The sequence below is a fragment of the Paraburkholderia podalyriae genome (assembly GCF_014397785.1).
Classification (GTDB): Bacteria; Pseudomonadota; Gammaproteobacteria; order Burkholderiales; family Burkholderiaceae; genus Paraburkholderia; species Paraburkholderia podalyriae.
In genome coordinates this window covers 73,878-96,153 of sequence record NZ_VZQQ01000017.1, presented here as the reverse complement: position 1 = coordinate 96,153, position 22,276 = coordinate 73,878, and the positions used below count along the sequence as shown (strand labels likewise).

Annotated in this window: 24 protein-coding genes and 1 riboswitch; of the genes, 18 read left to right on the top strand and 6 right to left on the bottom strand. The window is 66.0% G+C overall.

Features of this window, described 5'->3' with window-relative positions; genetic code table 11:
• Window positions 1-86: 86 nt before the first annotated feature.
• Together F6X42_RS21165 and F6X42_RS21160 are read left to right on the top strand one after the other, a co-directional pair.
• Window positions 87-1,556, top strand: a complete 1,470-nt coding sequence (locus F6X42_RS21165; protein WP_187636087.1) for a glutamate synthase subunit beta — start codon at window positions 87-89, stop codon at window positions 1,554-1,556.
• Between the two features lie 423 nt (window positions 1,557-1,979).
• Window positions 1,980-2,855 (top strand): tyrosine-protein phosphatase, encoded by an 876-nt coding sequence (locus F6X42_RS21160; RefSeq protein WP_187636127.1) that lies wholly within the window; start codon window positions 1,980-1,982, stop codon window positions 2,853-2,855.
• A gap of 212 nt (window positions 2,856-3,067) precedes the next feature.
• On the opposite strand, the gene F6X42_RS21155 is transcribed toward F6X42_RS21160, so the two are convergent.
• A complete protein-coding gene (locus F6X42_RS21155) occupies window positions 3,068-4,375 on the bottom strand; it encodes an ATP-binding protein (protein ID WP_187636086.1) in 1,308 nt (435 codons plus the stop codon).
• The gene (locus F6X42_RS21150; RefSeq protein ID WP_187636085.1) at window positions 4,372-5,112 is read right to left on the bottom strand and encodes a response regulator; all 741 of its coding nucleotides are present in this window, start codon (window positions 5,110-5,112) and stop codon (window positions 4,372-4,374) included. The genes F6X42_RS21155 and F6X42_RS21150 overlap by 4 nt, the downstream gene beginning before the upstream one ends.
• A 393-nt stretch (window positions 5,113-5,505) precedes the next feature.
• Here F6X42_RS21150 and F6X42_RS21145 point away from each other — a divergent pair, with 393 nt between their 5' ends.
• The 4 genes from F6X42_RS21145 to F6X42_RS21130 all read left to right on the top strand — a co-directional run bounded on the left by F6X42_RS21145 (window position 5,506) and on the right by F6X42_RS21130 (window position 7,418).
• A complete protein-coding gene (locus tag F6X42_RS21145; RefSeq protein WP_187636084.1) occupies window positions 5,506-5,703 on the top strand; it encodes a hypothetical protein in 198 nt (65 codons plus the stop codon).
• Between the two features lie 54 nt (window positions 5,704-5,757).
• A complete protein-coding gene (locus F6X42_RS21140) occupies window positions 5,758-5,916 on the top strand; it encodes a DUF6726 family protein (RefSeq protein WP_187636083.1) in 159 nt (52 codons plus the stop codon).
• A gap of 3 nt (window positions 5,917-5,919) precedes the next feature.
• The gene (locus F6X42_RS21135; RefSeq protein WP_187636082.1) at window positions 5,920-6,633 is read left to right on the top strand and encodes a hypothetical protein; all 714 of its coding nucleotides are present in this window, start codon (window positions 5,920-5,922) and stop codon (window positions 6,631-6,633) included.
• 113 nt (window positions 6,634-6,746) lie between these two features.
• Entirely contained in the window at window positions 6,747-7,418 is a 672-nt protein-coding gene (locus F6X42_RS21130) for a flagellar basal body L-ring protein FlgH (protein WP_187636081.1), read from the top strand.
• Window positions 7,419-7,548: 130 nt separating this feature from the next.
• On the opposite strand, the gene F6X42_RS21125 is transcribed toward F6X42_RS21130, so the two are convergent.
• From F6X42_RS21125 to F6X42_RS21110, 4 genes are all read right to left on the bottom strand, one after another.
• The gene (locus F6X42_RS21125) at window positions 7,549-8,292 is read right to left on the bottom strand and encodes a response regulator (RefSeq protein ID WP_187636080.1); all 744 of its coding nucleotides are present in this window, start codon (window positions 8,290-8,292) and stop codon (window positions 7,549-7,551) included.
• A gap of 100 nt (window positions 8,293-8,392) precedes the next feature.
• Window positions 8,393-9,070: a hypothetical protein gene (locus F6X42_RS21120; RefSeq protein WP_187636079.1), complete on the bottom strand. Its 678-nt coding sequence runs from the start codon at window positions 9,068-9,070 to the stop codon at window positions 8,393-8,395.
• Window positions 9,071-9,134: 64 nt separating this feature from the next.
• Complete coding sequence (locus tag F6X42_RS21115) at window positions 9,135-9,608, bottom strand: hypothetical protein (RefSeq protein WP_187636078.1); 474 nt, start codon at window positions 9,606-9,608, stop codon at window positions 9,135-9,137.
• 379 nt (window positions 9,609-9,987) lie between these two features.
• Window positions 9,988-11,739, bottom strand: coding sequence for an ABC transporter ATP-binding protein/permease (locus tag F6X42_RS21110; protein WP_187636077.1), 1,752 nt, complete (start codon window positions 11,737-11,739; stop codon window positions 9,988-9,990).
• Between the two features lie 431 nt (window positions 11,740-12,170).
• Window positions 12,171-12,294, top strand: a riboswitch (TPP riboswitch).
• Window positions 12,295-12,516: 222 nt separating this feature from the next.
• Between F6X42_RS21110 and F6X42_RS21105 the strand changes: the two genes are divergently transcribed.
• The 12 genes from F6X42_RS21105 to F6X42_RS21050 all read left to right on the top strand — a co-directional run bounded on the left by F6X42_RS21105 (window position 12,517) and on the right by F6X42_RS21050 (window position 22,261).
• On the top strand, window positions 12,517-13,647 hold the full coding sequence (locus F6X42_RS21105; RefSeq protein ID WP_187636076.1) for an FAD-dependent oxidoreductase: 1,131 nt from the start codon (window positions 12,517-12,519) through the stop codon (window positions 13,645-13,647).
• Window positions 13,648-13,712: 65 nt separating this feature from the next.
• Entirely contained in the window at window positions 13,713-13,910 is a 198-nt protein-coding gene (thiS, locus tag F6X42_RS21100) for a sulfur carrier protein ThiS (RefSeq protein WP_187636075.1), read from the top strand.
• Between the two features lie 110 nt (window positions 13,911-14,020).
• Window positions 14,021-14,836 (top strand): thiazole synthase, encoded by an 816-nt coding sequence (locus F6X42_RS21095; protein ID WP_187636074.1) that lies wholly within the window; start codon window positions 14,021-14,023, stop codon window positions 14,834-14,836.
• On the top strand, window positions 14,833-15,936 hold the full coding sequence (thiE, locus tag F6X42_RS21090) for a thiamine phosphate synthase (protein ID WP_187636073.1): 1,104 nt from the start codon (window positions 14,833-14,835) through the stop codon (window positions 15,934-15,936). The genes F6X42_RS21095 and thiE overlap by 4 nt, the downstream gene beginning before the upstream one ends.
• Window positions 15,937-16,027: 91 nt before the next feature.
• The gene (locus F6X42_RS21085; protein ID WP_222945662.1) at window positions 16,028-16,852 is read left to right on the top strand and encodes an ABC transporter ATP-binding protein; all 825 of its coding nucleotides are present in this window, start codon (window positions 16,028-16,030) and stop codon (window positions 16,850-16,852) included.
• On the top strand, window positions 16,849-17,616 hold the full coding sequence (mlaE, locus tag F6X42_RS21080) for a lipid asymmetry maintenance ABC transporter permease subunit MlaE (protein ID WP_187636071.1): 768 nt from the start codon (window positions 16,849-16,851) through the stop codon (window positions 17,614-17,616). The genes F6X42_RS21085 and mlaE overlap by 4 nt, the downstream gene beginning before the upstream one ends.
• Before the next feature lie 88 nt (window positions 17,617-17,704).
• Window positions 17,705-18,235 (top strand): outer membrane lipid asymmetry maintenance protein MlaD, encoded by a 531-nt coding sequence (gene mlaD, locus F6X42_RS21075; protein ID WP_187636070.1) that lies wholly within the window; start codon window positions 17,705-17,707, stop codon window positions 18,233-18,235.
• Window positions 18,236-18,254: 19 nt separating this feature from the next.
• On the top strand, window positions 18,255-19,313 hold the full coding sequence (locus F6X42_RS21070) for an MlaA family lipoprotein (RefSeq protein WP_187636069.1): 1,059 nt from the start codon (window positions 18,255-18,257) through the stop codon (window positions 19,311-19,313).
• A 114-nt stretch (window positions 19,314-19,427) separates the two neighbouring features.
• Entirely contained in the window at window positions 19,428-20,060 is a 633-nt protein-coding gene (locus F6X42_RS21065; protein ID WP_187636068.1) for an MlaC/ttg2D family ABC transporter substrate-binding protein, read from the top strand.
• Window positions 20,057-20,377 carry an STAS domain-containing protein gene (locus tag F6X42_RS21060; protein WP_187636067.1) on the top strand — a complete coding sequence of 107 codons (321 nt, stop codon included), beginning with the start codon at window positions 20,057-20,059 and terminating at the stop codon, window positions 20,375-20,377. The genes F6X42_RS21065 and F6X42_RS21060 overlap by 4 nt, the downstream gene beginning before the upstream one ends.
• A gap of 190 nt (window positions 20,378-20,567) precedes the next feature.
• Window positions 20,568-21,500: an ABC transporter ATP-binding protein gene (locus F6X42_RS21055; protein ID WP_187636066.1), complete on the top strand. Its 933-nt coding sequence runs from the start codon at window positions 20,568-20,570 to the stop codon at window positions 21,498-21,500.
• On the top strand, window positions 21,497-22,261 hold the full coding sequence (locus tag F6X42_RS21050; RefSeq protein WP_187636065.1) for an ABC transporter permease: 765 nt from the start codon (window positions 21,497-21,499) through the stop codon (window positions 22,259-22,261). Before F6X42_RS21055 ends, F6X42_RS21050 begins: the two co-directional genes overlap by 4 nt.
• Window positions 22,262-22,276: the final 15 nt, after the last annotated feature.

Below are 22,276 nucleotides of genomic sequence, written 5' to 3'. Positions count from 1 at the left end.
TTTAGACGACGTACCCGCCGCGTTCCGACCAATCGACGCGCGGCGGGTCCAGATTACCCCTAGATACAGATAGAGAAGAGAACCACATGGGCAAGGCAACCGGTTTTCTCGAGTTCGAACGTCGCCACGAGACGTACGAGGCTCCGCTCACGCGTGTGAAGCACTACAAGGAATTCGTCGCGGCACTGACCGATGACGAAGCGAAGATTCAAGGCGCGCGTTGCATGGACTGCGGCATTCCGTTCTGCAACAACGGCTGCCCGGTCAACAACATCATCCCCGACTTCAACGACCTGGTGTTCCGTCAGGACTGGAAGAACGCGATCGAAGTGCTGCATTCGACCAACAACTTCCCCGAGTTCACGGGCCGCATCTGCCCGGCACCGTGCGAAGCGGCATGCACGCTCGGCATCAATGACGACCCGGTCGGCATCAAGTCGATCGAGCATGCGATCATCGACAAAGCCTGGGCCGAAGGCTGGGTCGCGCCGCAGACGCCGAAGCACAAGACCGGCAAGAAGGTCGCCGTGGTCGGCTCGGGCCCGGCGGGTCTCGCGGCCGCGCAGCAGCTCGCGCGCGCCGGCCATGACGTGACCGTGTTCGAAAAGAACGACCGCATCGGCGGCCTGCTGCGTTATGGCATCCCCGACTTCAAGCTGGAGAAGTGGCAGATCGATCGCCGCATGCGGCAGATGGAGGCCGAAGGCGTGACGTTCCGCACCAACGTGTTCATCGGCAAGCCGGACTCGCTGCCGGCGCACATCGGCAACACCGCGAAGGAAACCATCACGCCGGTGGAGCTGAACGAGCAGTTCGACGCGGTCGTGATCGCCGGTGGTTCGGAAACGCCGCGTGATCTGCCGGTGCCCGGCCGCGAACTCGAAGGCGTGTACTACGCGATGGAATTCCTGCCGCAGCAGAACAAGGTCAACGCCGGCGACAAGATGCCGAACCAGTTGGTCGCGAAGGGCAAGCACGTCGTCGTGATCGGCGGCGGCGATACCGGTTCGGACTGCGTGGGCACGTCGAACCGTCACGGCGCGAAGAGCGTCACGCAGTTCGAATTGCTGCCGCAGCCGCCGGAAGAAGAGAACAAGCCGCTCGTGTGGCCGTACTGGCCGATCAAGCTGCGCACGTCGTCGTCGCATGAGGAAGGCTGCGAGCGCGATTGGGCGGTTGCGACCAAGCGCCTCGAAGGCAAGAACGGTAAGGTCGAGAAGCTGATCGCCGCGCGTGTCGAATGGAAGGACGGCAAGATGGTCGAAGTGCCGAACTCCGAATTCGAAATGAAGGCCGACCTCGTGCTGCTCGCGATGGGCTTCACGCAGCCGGTTTCGCCGGTGCTCGAAGCGTTCGGCGTCGACAAGGATGCGCGCGGCAACGTGCGCGCCGCAACCGAGGGCGACAAGGCGTACTGCACATCGGTGGACAAGGTGTTCACGGCGGGCGACATGCGCCGCGGCCAGTCGCTGGTGGTGTGGGCGATCCGCGAAGGCCGTCAGTGCGCGCGTTCGGTCGATGCGTTCCTGATGGGTCATTCGGAACTGCCGCGTTAAGCGTCTTCAGCGGGTGCGTGCGCAGCGTGTTCCAGGTCGCGCGCTCCGGCCACGATTTGCAGGAAGACGTGGAGACGACAAGGCGCCCCATGAAGGGCGCCTGTAGCGGTAAAGCGATGCGGTAAAACGAGAAGCCGGGCTCGCCTGTCAGGGGAGCCCGGTTTTCTTTTGCCTCGTCGCCGGATGGAAATCGGCGCCGCGGCCCGATCCTTTCGGCATTCATTGGCGGGCAAACCGTCCCTCTTTTTTCTTACTAACCCCTACGATGTAATGCAAAACTTATCCGGTCAACGTTAAACTGCGTCTGCAGCCCGGCTGCCCAACCATTCCTCCTATGCACCCGTCGCCCCGATGTCCGTTACCGCGAAAAACCGTTCGCCTTTCCGCGCCCTTGCGAGCACGACCGTGCCCGTGGAACGCGGCATGCCGGGCGAACCGTCGGCGGCGCGGCGACGCTTTCTGAGGAACTCGGCGGGTGCAATGCTGGCCGCGGGTTTCGGCAGCTCGCTGCTGTCCGCGTGTGGCGGCAGTCTCGAAGCCGATCAGCCGAACACGCCGCGCCTCGTGTCGGTCAGCAATTTCCGCGATGTCGGCGGCGCGGGCGCCGGCTATCTGACCGTCGACGGCAAGCAGATGCGGCGCGGCGTGTTCTATCGCGCGAACGCGCTGACGCTGAGCGGCACGGACGCGGCGACGCTCGACAAGCTCGGCATCGTGTCGGTCTACGACCTGCGCACGCCCGCCGAAATCGCGCGCACCGCCGACGTGCTGCCGGGCGGCGCGACATCCTCCACGCTGAACGTGCTCGGCACGAACGACTTCGTCGCACCCCCGTTCGATGCGGCCGCCGACGCCGTCGCGTTCATGCAGGCCGAGGCGCGCGCGTATGTGACGGGCGGCCCGCAGCGAGCCGCGTATGGCGGCTTGCTCGGCGCGCTCGCCAATGGCACGGGCGCGCAGCTATTCCATTCGAGCGCGGGCAAGGATCGAGCGGGCTGGGTCGCGGCGCTTTTGCTCAGCATCGCCAATGTGCCGCTCGACGTGATCATGCAGGACTATCTGCTGAGCAACGTCTACCTCGCGCCATCGATTGCCGCGCAAACCACCAGCTTGCGCGCACAGGAAGGCGCTGCCATCGCGACGGCGAGAGCGCCGTTGTTCGACGTCGACGACAATTATCTGCAGGCGGGCTTCGACCAGGTGCAGGCGAGCTACGGCACGATGGCGAGCTACCTGACGCAAGGCCTCGGCCTTTCTACCGCGACGGTCGACGCGCTGCGCAATCGGCTCGTGCATTGACGCGCTTTGCTGTCGCGCTTCACTGCCGCGCTTCACTGCCGCTTCGCTCGCCTTGCGACAGCAAAAAAAAAGTCCGCCCCAGGGGCTGGCGGACCGAGAAGGGCGGCATCGAGAAATGCCAGGCGCGACTATAAGGCCGCTGCCCGCGCGATAGAGGGTGCGGTAAGGGCGGGTAAGTGGCCCGGTCCGCGCACCGTTGCCTGCACGCATCCTCACGTCAGCGCCGGGTCCACCGGCAATTCGATGCGTACTTCGAGCCCGCCCCGCGCATGATTGCGCACGAGGCAGCGTCCGCCGCGATCGTGCGCGAGCCGCGCGACGATCGCCAAACCGAGCCCGCAATGGCCCTCCCCGCCGCGCGCGGCGTCGAGCCGCACGAACGGCTTCATCGCCGCGGCGATCCGATCGTCGGGAATGCCGGGGCCGTGGTCGCGCACGCTGATCGTCCAATGACGGTCGTTGCATGCGGTTGAGATTTCCACCGGCGACATGCCGTGTTCGAGCGCATTGTCGACGAGGTTCGTCACGAGCCGGTCGAGCAGCGTGCGCGGCAGCGTGAACGAAGGTCCGGCGCGCAGGTCGAGCGCGAACAGCGGGGTGTCGGCGGGGTCCGCGGTTTCAGTGGTTTCAGCGGCCTGCGCGTCATCGCCGGAGGAAAACTGCTCGCGTAGAAACTCGTCGACTTCGACAGGCGGTCCGGCGTCCGCCGATTGGCCAGCAAATTCGAGGAACTGCTGGACGATGTTGGTCAGCGAATCGACGTCGCGGATCAGGCCCGCGCGCTCGTTTTCATCGACCAGCACGCTCGCGCGCAGCTTCAGGCGCGTGAGCGGCGCCTTCAGATCGTGCGCGACGCCGGCCAGCATCACCGCCTGGTCGTCGCCGGCTTCGTTCAGTCGCCGCATCATGTCGTTGAACGAGCCGATCAGATCGCGCAGTTCGCGCGGGCCCTGCACCGGCACGGGTTCGGGCCGCCCGCCCGAGCCGAACGCGCGCGACGCATCGGCGACGCGCGACAGCGGCCGCTGCATCTGCCACACCGCGAACAGCGACAGGATCAGCCCCGCGATCAGCATCGATACCGATTCGATCAGAAAGCGCGGCGGCGGCGGTAGGTCGACCGGCACGACGACCCAATTCGATTTGCCCGGAAACAGCACCCACAGTTGCGTCGGACGCAGATCGTCGACGGCGATCTGCGTACCGGCCGGCAGGTTCTGGCGCAGATGCCGGCTCAGCTCGACCAGCATATGCTCGCGCGGCTCGCGCAGATGCACGCTGGTCGGCATGTTCCACGTGGGCACCAGATGCACGCGCATCGCGGGCGCGAGCGCGGCACCCTTCATCGGCTCACCGTTGATCGCCTGCAGCACGAGCAGAATGCCGCGCGCGAAGCCGTCGATTTCATGACGCGGCGGCTGCATCGTCACCAGCACGAACCAGCTCGCCTGAATCGCGAACAGCACCGCCGCCGACAGCAACGCCATTCTGCCGAACAGTGTGTTCAGCGGATTCTTCATGCGCTGGGTGCGGCCTCGTCCTCGAAGGGCGCGCCGTTGGCGTCGGGTACGAACACGTAGCCCTTGCCGCGCACCGTTTGCACGTAGCACGGGTTCGACGGGTCGTCCTCGATCACGCGGCGCAGGCGCCAGATCGGCACGTCGAGGCTGCGGTCGCGGAACGCGAGGTTGTCGCGATGCACGAGATCGTGAATCAGCACGCGCGACAGCACCTTGTACGGATTGTTGACGAAGATCTTCAGCAGCGCGAATTCGCTGTCGCGCAGCGGCAGCTTGGCGTCGTCGCGGCTCAGCGAGCGCGTGGCGAAGTCCAGTTCGAACGGACCGAAGCGATAGCGCTTGCGTGCTTCGGGCGCGCTCGTGGTGGACGGCCCGCGCCGGCGCAGCACGGTCTGGATGCGCACGAGCAACTCGCGCGGATCGAACGGCTTGGTCAGGTAGTCGTCCGCGCCGAGCGACAGACCGACGATGCGATCGGCCACCGTGCCGCGCGCGGTCACGAAGATCACCGGGATGTCGTCGCCGGCGGCGCGCAACGCGGTGAGCGCGCGCAGGCCGTCGGTGTTCGGCATCATGATGTCGAGCACGACGACCGACGGCCGCTCACGCTCGAGACGACGCTGCAAATGAGTGCCGTCATGCAGCACGGACGCATCGAAGCCGTTCGACTGCAGGAACTTGCAAAGCAGATCGCGTACGACCGGATCGTCGTCGACGATAAGGACCTGTGGATTCATGGCGAAATTCTAGACTGGCGGGCCCGATGCGCGACCGCGGATTTCCTTACCAACGCTTACTGTGTGCCGCGTGGCGCTGGCGGGCTCGCGCCGGAGGCAGGTCGACAAAGGTTTAGCGGCTACTTTAGCACTGCCTGATCCGGCGATCCGCAACGACCGGCACGCGATGACAACAGTTGGCAAGCACTCGAAAGCGCCCGCAAGCGCGCGGAACGGTTCGTAACAACCGCGCGAAAGCGTGCTTTGCTTCGCCCATCGTCGGCACTTGCGCGGCGCGATGATGCGTTCCGCAGCACGTCGCGCCGCGCGCCGAACGAGGCCCGTAGCCTCGGGCGACGGCGCGCGGCGTTCAACCGACACCGGTGCGCAGTGCGCGCCTTCGCGAGGCCCATCATGACGATCCACAATACGCTCAGTTCCACGCCTTTCTCCACGTTGGCGAATACGCCGGCCACCGAGAAGCCCGCCAGTTCTGGCTCCAGTTCCACCGGCGCCGCGCCGAAATCGCAGAAGAACGCCGCGCTTGCGCAACCCGCGCAACCCGCAGCGGGGACGGGGCTGGTCGGCCATCTGGTCAACACGACCGCGTGAGCTGACGAGGTTCGCGTGCCGTTATCAAGAACCCCTGAGCATCGGTGGCGTGTCGTGGCATGGCTCGTTGTCGGCTCGTTGCTATTGCCGCTCGGTGGCTGCGGCGCCGCGGCGCTGCCGTGCCGGATCACAGCAGCGACCCTGAAAGTGCTGCCGGTCGCCGGCCATGCCGCGGCGACGCCTTTCGACATGTGCGCTTCCGCGATCGATTGAATCATGAGGCGCACCCGGATGGTTTGTGCACTGGTGCTGCTAAGCGGTGCGCTGTCGTGCGACGCGCATGCGCAGCCCGTCGCGCGCAGTGCGAAGGCGGCTAGCGCGGCATCGAATAGCGTTGCCACCGACACGCGCCGGCGCTCGCGGGACGCACCGTTTTCCTTTCGCGGCGTCGCGCTCGGCATCACGATCGACGAATTCCGCGCGGGCTCGAGCGTGCGCGCGACGCCGGTCGGCAGCGTGCCGATCTGCGAGACGGACGTGCAGGCCGGTGCGCTCGGCATGCGGCTGAAGTCGCACGATAGCCTGAGCGTCGCGTGCCGCTGGGCGCATCGCGACGATGAGCGCTGGGCGGTGTCGCAGGCGGTGGTCGATGGCACGCCGGCGCTCGAACATGTGATGCGCTTCACGCGCATCGACGGCCAGGGCGCGCTGCGTCTCTACGAGATGTCGTTCGTGATCGACGAGCCGACCGCCGAGGATCTGCGTGACGCGCTCGAGGACCGTTACGGGCCGCCGCGTCTCGCGACGCGCAACGCGGCGGCGCCGGGCGCGATGCCGATGTACGTATGGGAGAACGCGGTGAGTTCGATCACGCTGTGCTTCCTGCCGGGCAGCCGCAACGGCACGCTCACGTATCTGCTGAAGGGCTCGGATGCGTGGATGAAGGCGGTCGTGCGGCAGTGGCAGGCGAGCGGCGCCGACGCGGGCTGACGATTGCCTGGCAGGTCTGATCATCGGTGCGATTCCAACGCCGAAACCGGGTGGTGTCCGGCTGGCGCCGCCTTGCTTCAATTCCATTTCATCCTTATCGCCACGGAGCCCGCATGACCGCGCTACGTCTCATCCTCGTGCTCGGCGCCGCGAGTTGTCTCGCGGCCTGTTCGAGCACGCAGACCAGGTCGATCGTCGAAACGCCGATGGCGCCGCCGTTGGCGTCCGCGCCGTTGAACGTCAACACGCAAGGCGCGATCTATCAGGCGGGCGCCCCGCTGCTGTTGTATGAGGCGCCGCGCGCGCAGCACATCGGCGACGTACTGACGATTCGGCTCTCGGAATCGTATAGCGGCAACAACAGCGCGAGCGCATCGGCGAACCGCGCGAGCAGCATCACCGCGACCGCGGCGGACCAGTCGACGAATGCCGCCGCGCGGCTCGCGAAACTGTTCAACATCGGCTCGGCCAGCACCGACTACAAAGGACAGGGCAGCCTGAGCGACATCAGCGGCATGACGGGCACGCTCGCCGTGACCGTGATCGGCACGGTATCGGGCGGCAATCTCGTCGTGTCGGGCGAGAAGCTGATCGCGATGAGCGGGACCCGCGACCGGTTGCGGCTGTCGGGCATCGTCAATCCCAAGGATATCGAAGCAGGCAATTACGTCGCGTCGAGCAAGGTCGCGAACGCGCGCATCGAACAGGCGGGCCTCGGCATGGTGAACGATGCGACGACGATGGGCTGGCTGCAGAGGATGTTTCTGAGCGCGCTGACGTTTTGAGCGTCAGCCGCGTCAGTGCGGTGCGCGCGGCGCCGCGTTGCCCGTTCCGTGCGACGCACGGGTCGCGCGGGTCGCGCGGGTCGCGTGCGACGCGTGGGCCGCATCAACCGGCTTCGACCATCAGGCGCCGCTAACCGAGCGGCGGCGCAAGCCCGCGTTCGGCCGCGCCGATCTCGCCGTCCGGCACGAACACGTAGCCGCGTCCCCACACGGTCTGCACGTAGCGCGGTTCCGACGGGTCCACTTCGATCAATCGGCGCAAACGCCAGATCGACACGTCGAGGCTGCGATTGCGATGCGCTTCGCTATTGCCGTGCAGTTTTTCGAGCAGTTGCGCGCGCGTGAGCACGGTCATCGCGTGCGTGACGAACACCTTCAGCATCGCGAATTCGCTCGAACGCAGCGTGATGCGTTCGCCGTCGCGACGCAGCTCGCGCGCGGGGAAGTTCACTTCGAAGCGGCCGAAATGGTAGGGCGCGCGCTGTTCTGGCGCGCCCGGCGCGATCGAGCCGCGACGCCGCAGCACGGTGCGAATCCGCGCGACGAGTTCACTCGGTTCGAAAGGCTTGCCGAGATAGTCATCGGCGCCGAGTTCGAGGCCGATCACGCGATCGATCGGATCGGCGCGCGCGGTCAGCAGGATCACGGGAATGTCGTCGCCGGCGACACGCAAGGCGCGCAGCGCGCTGATGCCGTCGAGCTCCGGCATCATGATGTCGAGCACGACGAGCGCGGGACGCTGCTGCTGCAATCTGCGCTGCAACGCCAGGCCATTTTCGAGCGTGGCGACCTTGAAGCCGCGACCGTGCAGATATTCACTGACGAGTTCGCGTACGACGGGATCGTCATCGACGATCAGGATGGTCTGGTTCATTCAGGTCATCTTAGTGATGCGCGCGGGCCGCGCAAAGCGCATACCGCTTTCCAATCCTTTCCGGTGAAAGGCGGTGCAAGCGAAAACAAGGCCGTGGGTATCAGTTGGTTGGCGGGAAGGCCTGCGAGGTTTGCAGCGTCTGCTGTTGCTGCTGTGGCCGCGCAAAAACGGTACGGTCGACGACCATCCGCTCGATCAGTCCGCCGAGCTTCACCGAGGCCGACGAAAAACGGTCGGTGTTCAGGCCGCCGGTCTGATAGCGCGCGGTGACCAGAATGCGGCCACTCTGGATCAGTGTCAGATCGATGATCGACAGATACTGGATCGATTCGTCGCTGAACGAGCGGCGGCCATAGTCGATCGCGGCGTTGTAGACGAGCCGCGCTTCGCAGCCAGCCGGTGAGGTGCCCGGATTGTAGACGTCCGAACGAATGCCGCGCCGCTCGAGCGCGAGCTGCAGCGCTGGCACGAAATCGCCGACCGACACCGTCGGGTTCACTTCGATGCATACGTGCTGCACATCCACGGGCCGGCCGTTGACGAAGGTCGGCGACGAGTAGTTCGACGCAATCGCGTAGCCGGCCTGGATCACGGAGCCGGTGGCGTCGGCGGCCTGGATCAGCGTCCAGGCACAGCCATCGAGCGCGAGCGTCAGCGTCGCGGCGAAGGCGGCGACGGCGGCTCGCGCGCAACGGCGCCGGCATATCGCCGCCGCAATCGGGCACAGGCGCGAACGCCTGGTTGCCGCTGGCGCGCGCACGGTCGGCGACGAGGTCATGAGGCAGCGCCCGATCCCGGTCACAAAAAGCGATGGGTCATCAAGGGCAGCGACGGCCGCGCGCTTAGCGCGTCACGCGCAGTCGCAGTTCGTTCTGCCTTTGCACGCTCGCAGTGACGTTCACGCGGCGCGCGTCGGTAGTCACGACGAAATGCTGGCGCACCGGTGTATTGACGTCGTGCACGACCCGCGGAAAGCAGGCGGCGATGTCGGCGCCGAGTTCTTCGAGCGGATCGTTGATCATGCCGTCGGCTTGCCAGTGCGCGCGCCAGTGGCAGTCGTACGCGTGGGGGCTGGCGCGGCAATCGTCGGTATTGGAGACGCCCGGCAATTGCGCGGCGCTCTCGCGCGGCAGTTGCCGGAAATCGCTCGCATCGACGATGCGCGTGAGCGCGGCGCAGATGTCGGCGGGCTGGTTCTGCTCGGTCGTTTGCGCGGCATCGACGGCATTCGTGAACAGCAACGCGGCGCCGCAGGCGAGCGCGATGCGCGGGAGCAAAGACGGGAGCAAAGGTGAAACACGGCGAGCGAGTGACATGGGCGTGGAGTCCGGAGAGCGGTTGCGATGAAAGACGTGACTGACATCAACGAAGGCCGGCGCATCGCGCGGCCCGTACGGCTATCGTCGCCGCTCGCGGGCATTTTCAAAGCGCGGAACAGCTTGCACGCTTCGCAAATGCTTTCGAACTCTTCTCGTGTCTTTCCGGATGTTGCCCCGGCTGGTCCCCCGGCGCCAAGGTGATGCTTAACCGGGCGTCAAGCGGCCATCGACGTGAATCACCTGGCCGGTGACGTGGCGAGCTTCGACGTACGCGGCCGCGCGAGCGCTGCGCCGATGCCGGAACCCTCGCCGGTGATCAGCGCGGCGCGAGGAGCGGCGCCGTGCGCCGCGCTGACGTGGGCGCCGCTCGCGTCGCTCACGCCGCTACCGCTTCGGACGAACGCTCGACGTCGAGCGTTTCGTCATGGAACGCCGCAAGCGATTCGCGATGCGCAACGCTGACGATCGCAGCCTTCGGCAGTCGCTCCGTGAACAGCCGATAGAGCCGCGCCTCGTTTTCCGCGTCGAGCGCGCTGGTCGCTTCGTCGAGGAACAGGTAGTCGGGCTTGTGCAGCAGCACGCGCGCGGCGGCGAAGCGCTGCTGCTCGCCCGGCGACAGCACGCGGGTCCAGTGCCCCGATTCCTGCAGACGGTCCGCGTATTCCGATAGATGGCAGGTGACCAGTGCGTCGCGGCATTCGTCGTCGCCATAGGCCTTCGCCGCCGACGGATATGCGAGCGCCGCCTTCAGCGTGCCGATCGGCATGTAGCTGACCTGCGGAATGAACATCATGCGCGCGTTGACCGGCGCGTCGATCGAGCCGTCGCCGAACGGCCACAGGCCCGCCAGCGCGCGCATCAGCGTGCTCTTACCGGCGCCCGACGGACCGCGCACGAGCCAGCGCGAGCCCGGCCGGATCGCGATATCGCGGATGCGCGACAGCGGGTTGCCATTCGGCAGCGCGAGCTTGAGGCTGTCGGTAGTCAGCGTATTGCTGTCGACGAAATGCAGGTTGATGCCGCCATGCTCGGTGGCCGGCGACACCGACTCTTTCAGACGCGGCGAATGCACGACGCGCTTGAATTCGCGCAACCGGTTCACGGTCGCGCGCCATTCGACGAGGCTCGTATAACTGTTGATGAACCACGAGAACGAATCGCTGACGGTGCCGAACGCGCTCGAGATCTGCATCAGCACGCCGAACGTGAACGCGCCCGCGAAGTAGCGCGGCGACGCGACGACGATCGGGAAAATGATCGCGATCTGGCCGTAGAAGCTCAGCACGAAGGTCAGGCGCTTCGTGTACTTCATCACCTGCCACCAGTTATCGCGGATGCGGCCGAACAGCGTGCGCGCATTCGTCTTCTCGGTTTCCATGCCGTCGTAGAACGCGATCTGCTCGGCGTTCTCACGCAGCCGGATCAGACCGAAACGGAAATCGGCCTCGACTTTCTGCGCCTGATAGTTGATCGACACGAGCGGATGGCCGACCTTCTGCGTGATGAGCGAGCCGACCACCGCGTACAGCGCGGCGGCCCACACCATGTAGCCGGGGATTTGCAGCGGCATGCCGCCGAGCGAGATGCTCAACGCGCCCGCGAGCGACCACAGGATCGTGATGAACGACACGAGCGTGACGACGGTCGACAGCAGATCGAGCGTCAGCGACAGCGTGGTGGTCGCGAACGACTGCAGGTCGTCGCTGATCCGCTGGTCGGGGTTGTCGGCGAGACGGTCGCGCTCGATGCGGTAGAACGCGCTGTCGTCGAGCCACTCGTTCAGGTAGCGGGTGGTCAGCCACTGGCGCCAGCGAAAGCCGAGCATCTGGCGCAGATAGCGCCCATATACAGCGAGGATGATGAAACCGAACGCGAGCCCGGTAAAAATCATCAGCAGGTGCGGGAAGTCGTGGACGTTCTTCGCCTGCAGCGCGTTGTAGAAGTCCCTGCTCCAGCTATTCAGGCGCACGTTGATCCAGACGACGAGCAGGTTCATCACGATGATCGTGACGAGCAGCCCCCACGCGATGCCTCGTTCCTCGGAAACCCAGTAAGGCTTGATCAGGCTCCAGGCGGAGACCCTTTCGTCGGGCGGCAGCGCGGGGCTGGCGGAAGTATGTGGTGTCATGAGCGTCCTGATGAAGTGCTGACCCGAAGTGCCGATCCGGCGTGCGGGTCCGATCTGGTTGACCCATGTCGGGCGATCCCGCGAACAGCCGCCCCTTTTGCGGGGCCACCGCTGCGGCGGGTCTGCGATGCCTGGCCGGGCATCGCGCCATCGCGCTCGATGAACGCGAGTCCGGACGGGCGCCCGATTCTGGCGTGACGCCCTTAAGCGAAAATTAATTTTCGGGGCCGGTGCCCGCCCGGGTGCCGCCGCCACGCATGCGGCCACCAGCGCCGCGCGCGCCGCGTTTTCGCGGCACCGATCACGGCATTGTGCCAGAGCGCCGGCCCGCTTCGCATCGGCATCACGGTGGACGGTGCCAGGTCGAAATCGCGCCAGCGACGGCGGACCGCTGGTTTGCGGGCGCTGCGCCTTTTATGGTCTAATGACCTGCGACGAAACAGGGGTGCTTCGCCCACAGGCGGCATGACTTTCATGCCGGGGCGGCGAGGCTGAGAGACACCCTTTGCACCCGATCCGGGTAATACCGGCGCGGGAAGTTTCCGGAAGCAACCGTCTTCCATTCCCCGCCGGGCGGCGAGCGCATCTGACATGCGCGCGCCGTGACCGGCCGGCTTCACCCGCCGGTTTCGTCCTGGGTACGTGCGTTTTTTGGCCGTACGGAAAGGACTCGATGACCGCCTATTCTTCAGACATGCATTCTTCTCTTCGTCACGCCGCCTCGTGCGTGCCGTGCCGCTCCCGGCTTGCCCGCCGTAATCGAATGGAGCGCACGCGATGAACCGTTCCCCCCGACCCGATTTCGCCGTGCTCGGCGGCGGCCTGTGCGGCCGGCTGGTCGCGTGGCGCCTCGCGGGCGACGGGCATCGCGTGGCGCTCTACGAGCGCGGCGATGCCACCGGTTCGCAGGCTGCGGCGTGGGTCGCCGCGGCGATGCTCGCGCCGCTGGCCGAAGCTGCAAGCGCCGAACCGTTGATCACGCGGCTCGGCGCGAGTTCGCTCGAAAGCTGGCCGCGTGTGCTTGCCGAACTGCCGGAGCCGGTGTTTTTCCAGCGCAACGGCACGCTCGTCGTCTGGCATCACGCGGACCGCACCGAGGCGCCGCTGTTTGAGCGCCGCGTGCGCGCGAACGCGCCGGCCGAGTTGCTCGACGGCGGCTTCATCGCGCTCGCGGGTGCGCAGCTCGGCGCCGCCGAACCCGCGTTGGCCGGCCGCTTCAACCAGGGGTGGCTGCTGCCGCGCGAAGGCCAGCTCGACAACCGCCAGGTGCTGTCCGCGCTCGCGGCGGGGCTTGCCGAGCGCGGCGTCGACACGCACTGGAACACGCCGATCGACGACGCATCGCTGCCCGAGGCCGGCATCACCATCGATTGCCGCGGGCTCGGCGCGAAGCCGGTGCTGCCGACGCTGCGCGGCATCCGCGGCGAAGTTGCGCGCGTGCATGCGCCTCACCTGCAGCTGACGCGCCCGGTGCGGCTGCTGCATCCGCGCTACCCGCTGTATATCGCGCCGAAGCAGAACGGTCTTTACGTGATCGGCGCGACGGAGATAGAGGGCGAGGACATGTCGCCCGTCAGCGTGCGCTCGGCGCTCGAGTTGCTGAGCGCGGCGTTTTCGGTGCATCCGGGCTTCGGCGAGGCGCGCATCCTCGAGCTGAATTCGCAATGCCGGCCGACTTTGCCCGATCACCGTCCCGCGCTGCTGTGGGACGGCGCGCGCACGCTGCGTGTGAACGGCCTGTACCGTCATGGCTATATGATCGCGCCCGAAGTCGCCGACGAAGCCGTGCGCTTCGCCAGCGCGCTGCTCGACGGCCGCGTCGGTGACGCCGACGCATTCGCCGGCTGGCGGCGCGACGCGTGCTGGAGCGAGCTGTTCCAGCAGGAATTCGCGCGGGAGCCGGCCTGAGCGTGGCGGCCTTCGTGCCGCACACGATGCCGCTTTCGCCATCGATTGAACCGTATTCGAACACCATGGACATTCATATCAATCAGAAGCCGTTGTCGCTGCCCGAGGGCGCGACTGTCGCCGATGCGCTCGCCGCCTTTGGCGCGCGTCCGCCGTTCGCGGTCGCGCTGAACGGTGATTTCGTCGCGCGTACGCAGCATGCGGCGCGCGCGTTGCAAACGGGCGACCGGCTCGACGTCGTGCAGCCAGTCGCGGGCGGCTGAGCGCGCTCGCGCCAGCCTGTCGCCCACCGGACGCCAAAAAACCGTCGCCGAAAACCCGTTGCCGCAACACTGTCGGCGCAAGGCCGCGGCGGCAAACCAGGATGATGCAAATGACTTCTCACGAAACCGCCGACGCGCTGACGCTATACGGTCAAACTTTCGCGAGCCGCGTGCTCCTCGGCACGTCGCGCTACCCGTCGCTGCAGTCGCTGTCCGATTCGATCGACGCCGCGCGTCCCGGCATGGTGACCGTCGCACTGCGCCGTCAGATGAACGAGGGCCACGCCGAAGCCGGCTTCTTCGATCTGCTCAAGCGCCACGGCGTGCCGCTGCTGCCAAACACGGCGGGCTGCCTGAGCGTCGGCGAAGCGGTGACGACCGCGCACATGGCGCGTGAAATCTTCGAGACCGAGTGGATCAAGCTCGAACTGATCGGCGACGACTACACGCTGCAGCCCGACCCGGTCGGCCTGATCGAGGCCGCCGCGCGGCTCGTCAAGGATGGCTTCAAGGTGCTGCCGTACTGCACCGAAGACCTGGTGATCGGCCGCCGTCTGCTCGATGCCGGCTGCGAGGCGCTGATGCCGTGGGGCGCGCCGATCGGCACTGGCAAGGGCGTGATCAATCCGTACGGGCTGCGCGTCCTGCGCGAGCGGCTGCCGGATGTGGCGCTGATCGTCGACGCCGGTCTCGGCGTGCCGTCGCACGCGGCCCAGGTGATGGAGTGGGGCTTCGACGGCGTGCTGCTGAACACGGCCGTATCGCAGGCAACGCATCCCGACGCAATGGCGCGGGCGTTCGCGCTGGGGGTCGAGGCGGGCCGGCAAGCGTACCTCGCGGGCCCGATGGCCGAGCGCGAGAGCGCGCACGCGAGCACGCCGGTGGTCGGCATGCCGTTCTGGCATCAGGATGGAGGTGCCGCATGACTCAATCGTTGACGCTGAAGAATCGCGATCTATTCTGGCCGACGGCCGACGAACTCATCGAGGCCGCCGAGCGCATCCGCGCGCGACTCGGCGACTGGCCGCCGATGCACGCGCCGTGGCGCATCTGCCTGACCGCGCCCGATGAACCGAACGGTGGCGACCTGATCGTCATCGCCGACGCGCAGCAGCACGGCGAGCAGATCGCGCGCTGGCTGACGCGTGGCGCGGGCGTGATCGTCGCCGCGGAAAACCGCGCGACGCTGCATCTGGGCGGCGAGAAATACGGCCTCGAAGGGCATCTGGCGGAAGACTGGATCCCTGCGCTGGCCGCGTTCCTCGACTGCGGTTTCGATCCGCACGACGCGCTGGTGCTCGCGCTCGCGTGGCGCGACGGCGACGAAACCCGCGCCGACGACGCGTTCCCTGCCGACCTCGCGCGCTTTCCACGCGTTGCCGGCCTGCCGGAGGCGCCCGTCCAGGTGTTCCCGCGCTGCTCGGAAAAGCTCGGCCTGTATCCGGTGCTGCCGACCGCGGACTGGGTCGAACGGGTGGTCGGCTTCGGCGTGAAGACGGTGCAGTTGCGCCGCAAGTCGGCCGAACCCGCCGACGCGCTGAAGCGCGAAATCACCCGCTGCGTGGCGGCCGGCCGCGCGCACGACGCGCAGGTGTTCATCAACGACCACTGGCAGGCGGCGCTCGAGGCGGGCGCGTACGGCGTACACCTCGGCCAGGAAGACGTGCATATGGCGGATCTGTCCGCGCTGGCCGAGGCGGGCATCCGGCTCGGTCTGTCGACTCACGGCTTCTACGAGATGCTGAAGGCGCTGCATTTCCGTCCGAGCTATATTGCGTTGGGCGCCGTGTTCCCGACCACCACCAAAGTGATGCCGACCGCGCCGCAGGGCTTGCGGCGCCTCGCACGCTACGTGCGGCTGCTCGACGGTGTGGTGCCGCTCGTCGCGATCGGCGGGATCGATCTGCAGGTGCTGCCGGACGTGCTCGCGACGGGCGTCGGCTGCGCGGCCGTGGTGCGCGCGGTCACCGAAGCGGCCGATCCGGCCGCCGCCGTCTCCGCGTTGCAACACATGTTTACGCAATAATCGTCAGGCATAGTCAAGGAACGGGGCACCTCACGGCAGCTTTTGCACGATGGCCCTATAATTCGGCCTTCCCTGTAAAAGGATCGTCAGTTTGGTGCCTTCCTATCCCGAGACCTTACTCGAGCTGCGCGACGTCGACTTCGGTTACGGCGACCGGCTCGTCCTGTCGAATCTGAATCTGCGCTTTCGTCGCGGTCAGGTCGTCGCGGTCATGGGCGGCTCGGGTTGCGGCAAGACCACGGTGCTGCGGCTGATCGGCGGCCTCGTGCGTGCGCAGCGCGGCCAGGTGCTGTTCCACGGCCAGGACATCGGCGAGCAGACGCGCGAAGGCCTTTACGCGCTGCGCCGCAAGATGGGCATGCTGTTCCAGTTCGGCGCGCTGTTCACCGACATGTCGGTGTTCGAAAACGTCGCCTTCTCGCTGCGCGAGCACACCGATCTCCCCGAAGAACTGCTACGCGACCTAGTGCTGATGAAGCTCAACGCGGTCGGGCTGCGCGGTGCGCGCGACCTGCCGCCGTCGGAAATTTCGGGCGGCATGGCGCGGCGCGTGGCGCTTGCGCGCGCAATCGCGCTCGACCCCGAACTGATGATGTACGACGAGCCGTTCGCCGGTCTCGACCCGATCTCGCTCGGCATCACCGCGAACCTGATCCGCACGCTGAACCGGGCGCTCGGCGCCACGTCGATTCTCGTCACGCACGACGTGCCGGAATCATTCGCAATCGCCGACTACGTGTACTTCCTGTCAAACGGCGGTGTGCTCGCCGAGGGCACGCCGGACGAACTGCGCGCGTCGACCGATCCGACCGTGCGGCAGTTCATCGACGGCGCGCCAGACGGCCCGTTCAGATTCCACTATCCGGCCAAGACGCCGCTCGCGGCGGACTTCGGCATCGGCGGAGGCCAGTCATGACCAGTGCGATCGGTCGCTCGGTCATCACCGGGCTCGGCAACGCCGGCTACGCGACGCGCTTCTTCCTGCGCCTCGTGCTCGAATTTTTTCCGCTGCTGCGCCGCCCGCGTCTTGTCACGAAGCAGATCCACTTCGTCGGTAATTATTCGCTGGTGATCATCGCGGTGTCGGGGCTGTTCGTCGGTTTCGTGCTCGGGCTGCAGGGCTATTACACGCTGAACCGCTACGGCTCCGAGCAGGCGCTTGGGCTGCTGGTCGCGCTGTCGCTCGTGCGTGAGCTCGGGCCCGTCGTGACCGCGCTGCTGTTCGCCGGGCGCGCGGGCACGTCCCTCACCGCCGAAATCGGCCTGATGAAGGCGGGCGAGCAGCTCACCGCGATGGAAATGATGGCCGTCGATCCGGTCAAGGTCGTGATCGCGCCGCGCCTGTGGGCGGGCATTGTGTCGATGCCGATCCTCGCGGCGATCTTCAGCGCGGTCGGTGTCCTCGGTGGTTACGTGGTGGGCGTGCTGCTGATCGGCGTCGATGCCGGCGCGTTCTGGTCGCAGATGCAAAGCGGCGTCGACGTGTGGCGCGATGTCGGCGCCGGGGTCGTCAAGAGTGTGGTGTTCGGCCTCGCGGTGACCTTCATCGCGCTGTTTCAGGGCTACGAGGCGAAGCCGACGCCGGAAGGCGTGTCGCGCGCGACGACCCGCACGGTCGTGTACGCGTCGCTCGCGGTGCTCGGGCTCGATTTCCTGCTGACCGCACTGATGTTCAGCTAAGACCGCGCAGCGCGCCGGCTGCCGGCGGCGCATCATGCGCCGCGCACGGCTGGAGGCGGCGGCGCGGCGGATTCACTTTAGGATGACGATGAAAAAGAATGCTCTCGACTTCTGGGTCGGCCTGTTCGTGGTGCTGGGTTTCGTGGCGTTGCTGTTTCTTGCGCTGAAGGCCGGCAACATGAGCTCGTTGTCGTTCCAGGCAACCTACCCGGTCAAGCTGAAGTTCGACAACATCGGCGGGCTGAAGCCACGCGCGCCGGTGAAGAGCGCCGGCGTGACGGTCGGGCGGGTCGCGTCGATCGGCTTCGATAGCAACGCCTACCAGGCGCTCGTCACGATCGACATCGACAAGCAATACCAGTTTCCGAGAGACACCTCGGCGAAGATCCTGACCTCGGGTCTGCTCGGCGAGCAGTACGTCGGACTCGAGCCGGGCGGCGACTCGGAAATGCTCAAGGCGGGCGATACGATCTCGATGACGCAATCGGCGATCGTGCTGGAAAATCTGATCGGCCAGTTCCTGTACAGCAAGGCCGCGGATTCCGGCGCGGCAAAGCCCGCTGCGTCGGCCCCCGCACCGGCGCCGGGCGCGCCGGCTTCCGGCTCTGCCGCCCAGTAAGGCCAACAAGGAGAACTAGATGCAGACGACACTGCAGACCCCGCGCAGCGGCGCGCGCGTCCTACAGTTCGGCAAGGTCGCCGTGGCGGCTGCGCTGCTCGCCGGTTGCACGACCGTGCAGACGCCTACCAAGGGCGACCCGTTCGAAGGGCTGAACCGCACGATCTTCACCGTCAACGACAAGATCGACCAGTACGCACTGAAGCCGGTTGCGCAGGGCTATGTTCGGGTCACGCCGCAGCCGGTTCGGGACAGCGTGACGAACTTCTTCTCGAACATCGGCGACGTCTACATCGCGGCGAACAACCTGCTGCAACTGCGCATCGCGGACGGCGTGTCCGACGTCATGCGGATCGTGATCAACACGCTGTTCGGCGTCGGCGGTCTGTTCGACGTCGCGACGCTCGCGAAGCTGCCGAAGCACGACAACGACCTCGGCCTGACGCTCGGTCACTACGGCGTGCCAGCAGGACCCTACCTGGTGCTGCCGCTTTTCGGGCCGAGTACGGTGCGCGACGCGGTCGGCTCGATCGGCAATTACTACGTGAACCCGGTCAGCTACATCAGTCCGTCGGGCCTGAGCTGGGCGCTGTATGGCCTGAACATCGTCAACACGCGCGCGAATCTGCTCGGCGCGAGCAACCTGCTGGAAGCCGCGGCGCTCGACAAATACTCGTTCGTGCGGAATGCGTATCTGCAGCGCCGTCAGTATCTGTTGTCGGATAACCGCCGGCGTCCGCAGGAACTTCCGAGCTATGACGAGGAAGCGCCGCTGCCGAAGTACGAGGAAGGCGACACGGGTGCCGCGACGGGCGCGGCTACGGGTGCGGCAGGCGCGCCGGCCGGCGCCGTAACCGGCGCGGCAGGCGCCGCCGCGGGTACGCAGGGTGCTGCGGCCAAGGCGGTTCCTGCATCCGGCGCGGCCGTGGCCACGCCACAGGGCGCGTCGGCACCCGAGGCCGCGTCGGGCACCGCAGCACCGCCGCTCGACCTGAACGGCAGCCCCGAAACCCAGATTCCGGCCGGTCAGTTTGTGCCGCCCACGCGCTTCAACTTTCCGTCCTTAAGATTGCATTGAACGTGCAGCCGTAACAGATCGATACGACTCTCGCAGTTTGCGCATGGATCGCCGTCGAACTCGCGTGATAAGGTCGGTTCAAACCGTTGCACTATTTTTGAGGCAAAGCTCGATATGAAAAAATTCTTCCTGATTCCGTTGTTTGCCGCGTTGTTTTCGTTCGTCAGCGCCGGTGCTTCGGCGCAAACCGTCGACACCAACTCGCCCGACGCGCTGATCAAGACCGTCACCCAGCAGGTAATCGACGCGATTCGCGGCGACAAGTCGATCCAGCAGGGCGACATCACGCACATCACGGCGCTCGTCAATGAAAAGATCCTGCCGTACACCGATTTCCGCCGCACCACGCAGCTCGCGATGGGCCGCAACTGGCGCACCGCGACGCCCGAGCAGCAGAACCAGGTGGTCGAACAGTTCAAGATGCTGCTGATCCGCACGTACTCGGGCGCGCTCGCGCAGGTGCGCGACCAGCAGATCCAGTACAAGCCGTTCCGCATGAACCCGGACGACACCGACACGGTGGTGCGCTCGGTCGTGATGAACAACGGCCAGCCGATCGAACTCGACTACCGCCTGTACAAGACGCCGCAAGGCTGGCGCGTGTATGACATCAACGTCCTCGGCGCGTGGCTGATCCAGGCGTATCAGCAGCAGTTCAACGAGCAGATCCAGCAGAAGGGCGTGGACGGACTTATCCAGTTCCTCACGCAGCGCAATCAGCAGCTCGCCGCGGGCAAACAGTCGTGAACGACGTGCTGAACGCGGTCGCGAACCGCTTCGACAGCGGCGCGACGCTGACCCACGAGAGCGCGAAGGCCACGCTCGCGGCGGGTCTGCAACGCATCGCGGCGGGCGCGGGCGGCGTCGACTGTGCGCCGCTCACGCAATTCGATTCGTCGGCGCTCGCCGTACTGCTCGCGTGGGTGCGGGCCGCGGCGGCGCGTGGCGGCAAGTTCGAAATCGTTAATCTTCCGGCTGGTCTCGCCAGTCTCGCGCAGGCCTACGGCGTCGATACACTTCTCTCTGCAGTCGCCTCCGGCATGGTTGCGTCAGCACGACATTGACGCTCCTCTAGCGTCGTCTCCCTCCTTTCGGCCAAGCCGGGGGTGCCAGTTTTTGCCCTATAATCAAACGTTTTTTTGGGGCGTTGAACTGGCCCCCTAATCGGCCCCGGTTCCGTTTCTTCCAGCATTTGCTCGTCCCCAGGCTCCATCGGGGCTACTTGAGGCGCCGCGACGCACGCGGCCCATAGTCATGTCAGCCATAGAAATTCGTAACGTCAAGAAGCGCTACAAGGATTTGCAGGCGCTCAAGGGCGTCAGCCTCACGGTCGAAGAAGGCGAGTTCTTCGGACTGCTTGGTCCGAACGGCGCGGGCAAGACGACGCTGATCAGCATTCTCGCGGGTCTCGCGCGCGCCGACGAAGGCAGCATCGCGGTGCGCGGTCATGACGTCGTCGACGATTTCCGCAACGCGCGCCGCGCGCTCGGCGTGGTGCCGCAGGAGCTGGTGTTCGATCCGTTCTTCACTGTGCGCGAAACCTTGCGCATCCAGTCGGGCTACTACGGGCTGCGCAACAACGACGCGTGGATCGACGAGATCATGGCCAATCTCGATCTCACCGAAAAAGCGGATGCCAACATGCGAGCGCTGTCGGGCGGCATGAAGCGTCGCGTGCTGGTCGCGCAGGCGCTCGTGCACCGTCCCCCGGTGATCGTGCTCGACGAACCGACCGCCGGTGTCGACGTCGAGCTGCGCCAGACGCTGTGGAAGTTCATCTCGCGCCTGAATCGCGAAGGCCACACGATCGTGCTGACGACGCACTACCTGGAAGAGGCCGAATCGCTGTGCGACCGCATCGCGATGCTGCGCCGTGGCGAGGTCGTTGCGCTCGATCGCACCAGCACGCTGCTGCAGCGTTTCGCCGGCATGCAGCTGTTCGTGCGGTTCGCGCAGGGTGTGCTACCTGCCGAGCTGCGTCCGCTCGAGGCGGAAAGCGGCGCGAGCAACGGCAATGGCAGACAGCATCTGCTGCGCCTGACGAGCTACGACGACGTCGAGCGTATCCTCGCGCAATGCCGCGCGGCCGGTTGTACATTCGAAGAAATCGAGGTCCGCAAGGCCGACCTCGAAGACGTATTCGTTCAGGTGATGAACGGTCCGGAAGTGATCGAGGGGCTTGCATGAGCGGCTACAGTGGATTTGGCACGCTGTTCTATAAAGAACTGCTGCGCTTCTGGAAGGTGTCGTTCCAGACCGTACTCGCGCCGGTCATCACCGCGCTGCTTTACCTGACCATCTTCGGCCACGCGCTGCGCGGCCACGTGCAGGTCTATCCGGGCGTCGAATACACGAGTTTCCTGATTCCGGGCCTCGTGATGATGAGCGTGCTGCAGAACGCGTTCGCGAATAGTTCTTCTTCGCTGATTCAATCGAAGATCACCGGCAACCTCGTGTTCGTGCTGCTGCCGCCGCTGTCGCACTACGAGATGTTCGCGGCCTACGTCCTCGCGGCCATGGCGCGCGGCCTTTGTGTCGGCTTCGGCGTGTTCATCGTGACCATCTGGTTCGTGCCGCTCGCGTTCACCGCGCCGCTCTACATCATCGTCTTCGCGATGTTCGGCGCGGCGATCCTCGGCACGCTGGGTCTGATCGCCGGCATCTGGGCCGAGAAGTTCGACCAGCTCGCTGCGTTCCAGAATTTTCTGATCATGCCGCTCACGTTCCTGTCGGGCGTGTTCTACTCGACGCATACGCTGCCGCCGGTGTGGCGAGAAGTATCGCGGCTCAATCCGTTTTTCTACATGATCGACGGCTTTCGCTATGGCTTTTTCGGCGTGTCGGATATCGACCCGCTGGTGAGCCTCGCGATCGTCGCCGGTTTCTTCGTGGTGCTGGCCGTCGTGGCGATGCGCATGCTCGCTACCGGCTACAAGCTGCGCCACTGACGAGGAGCTTCTCTC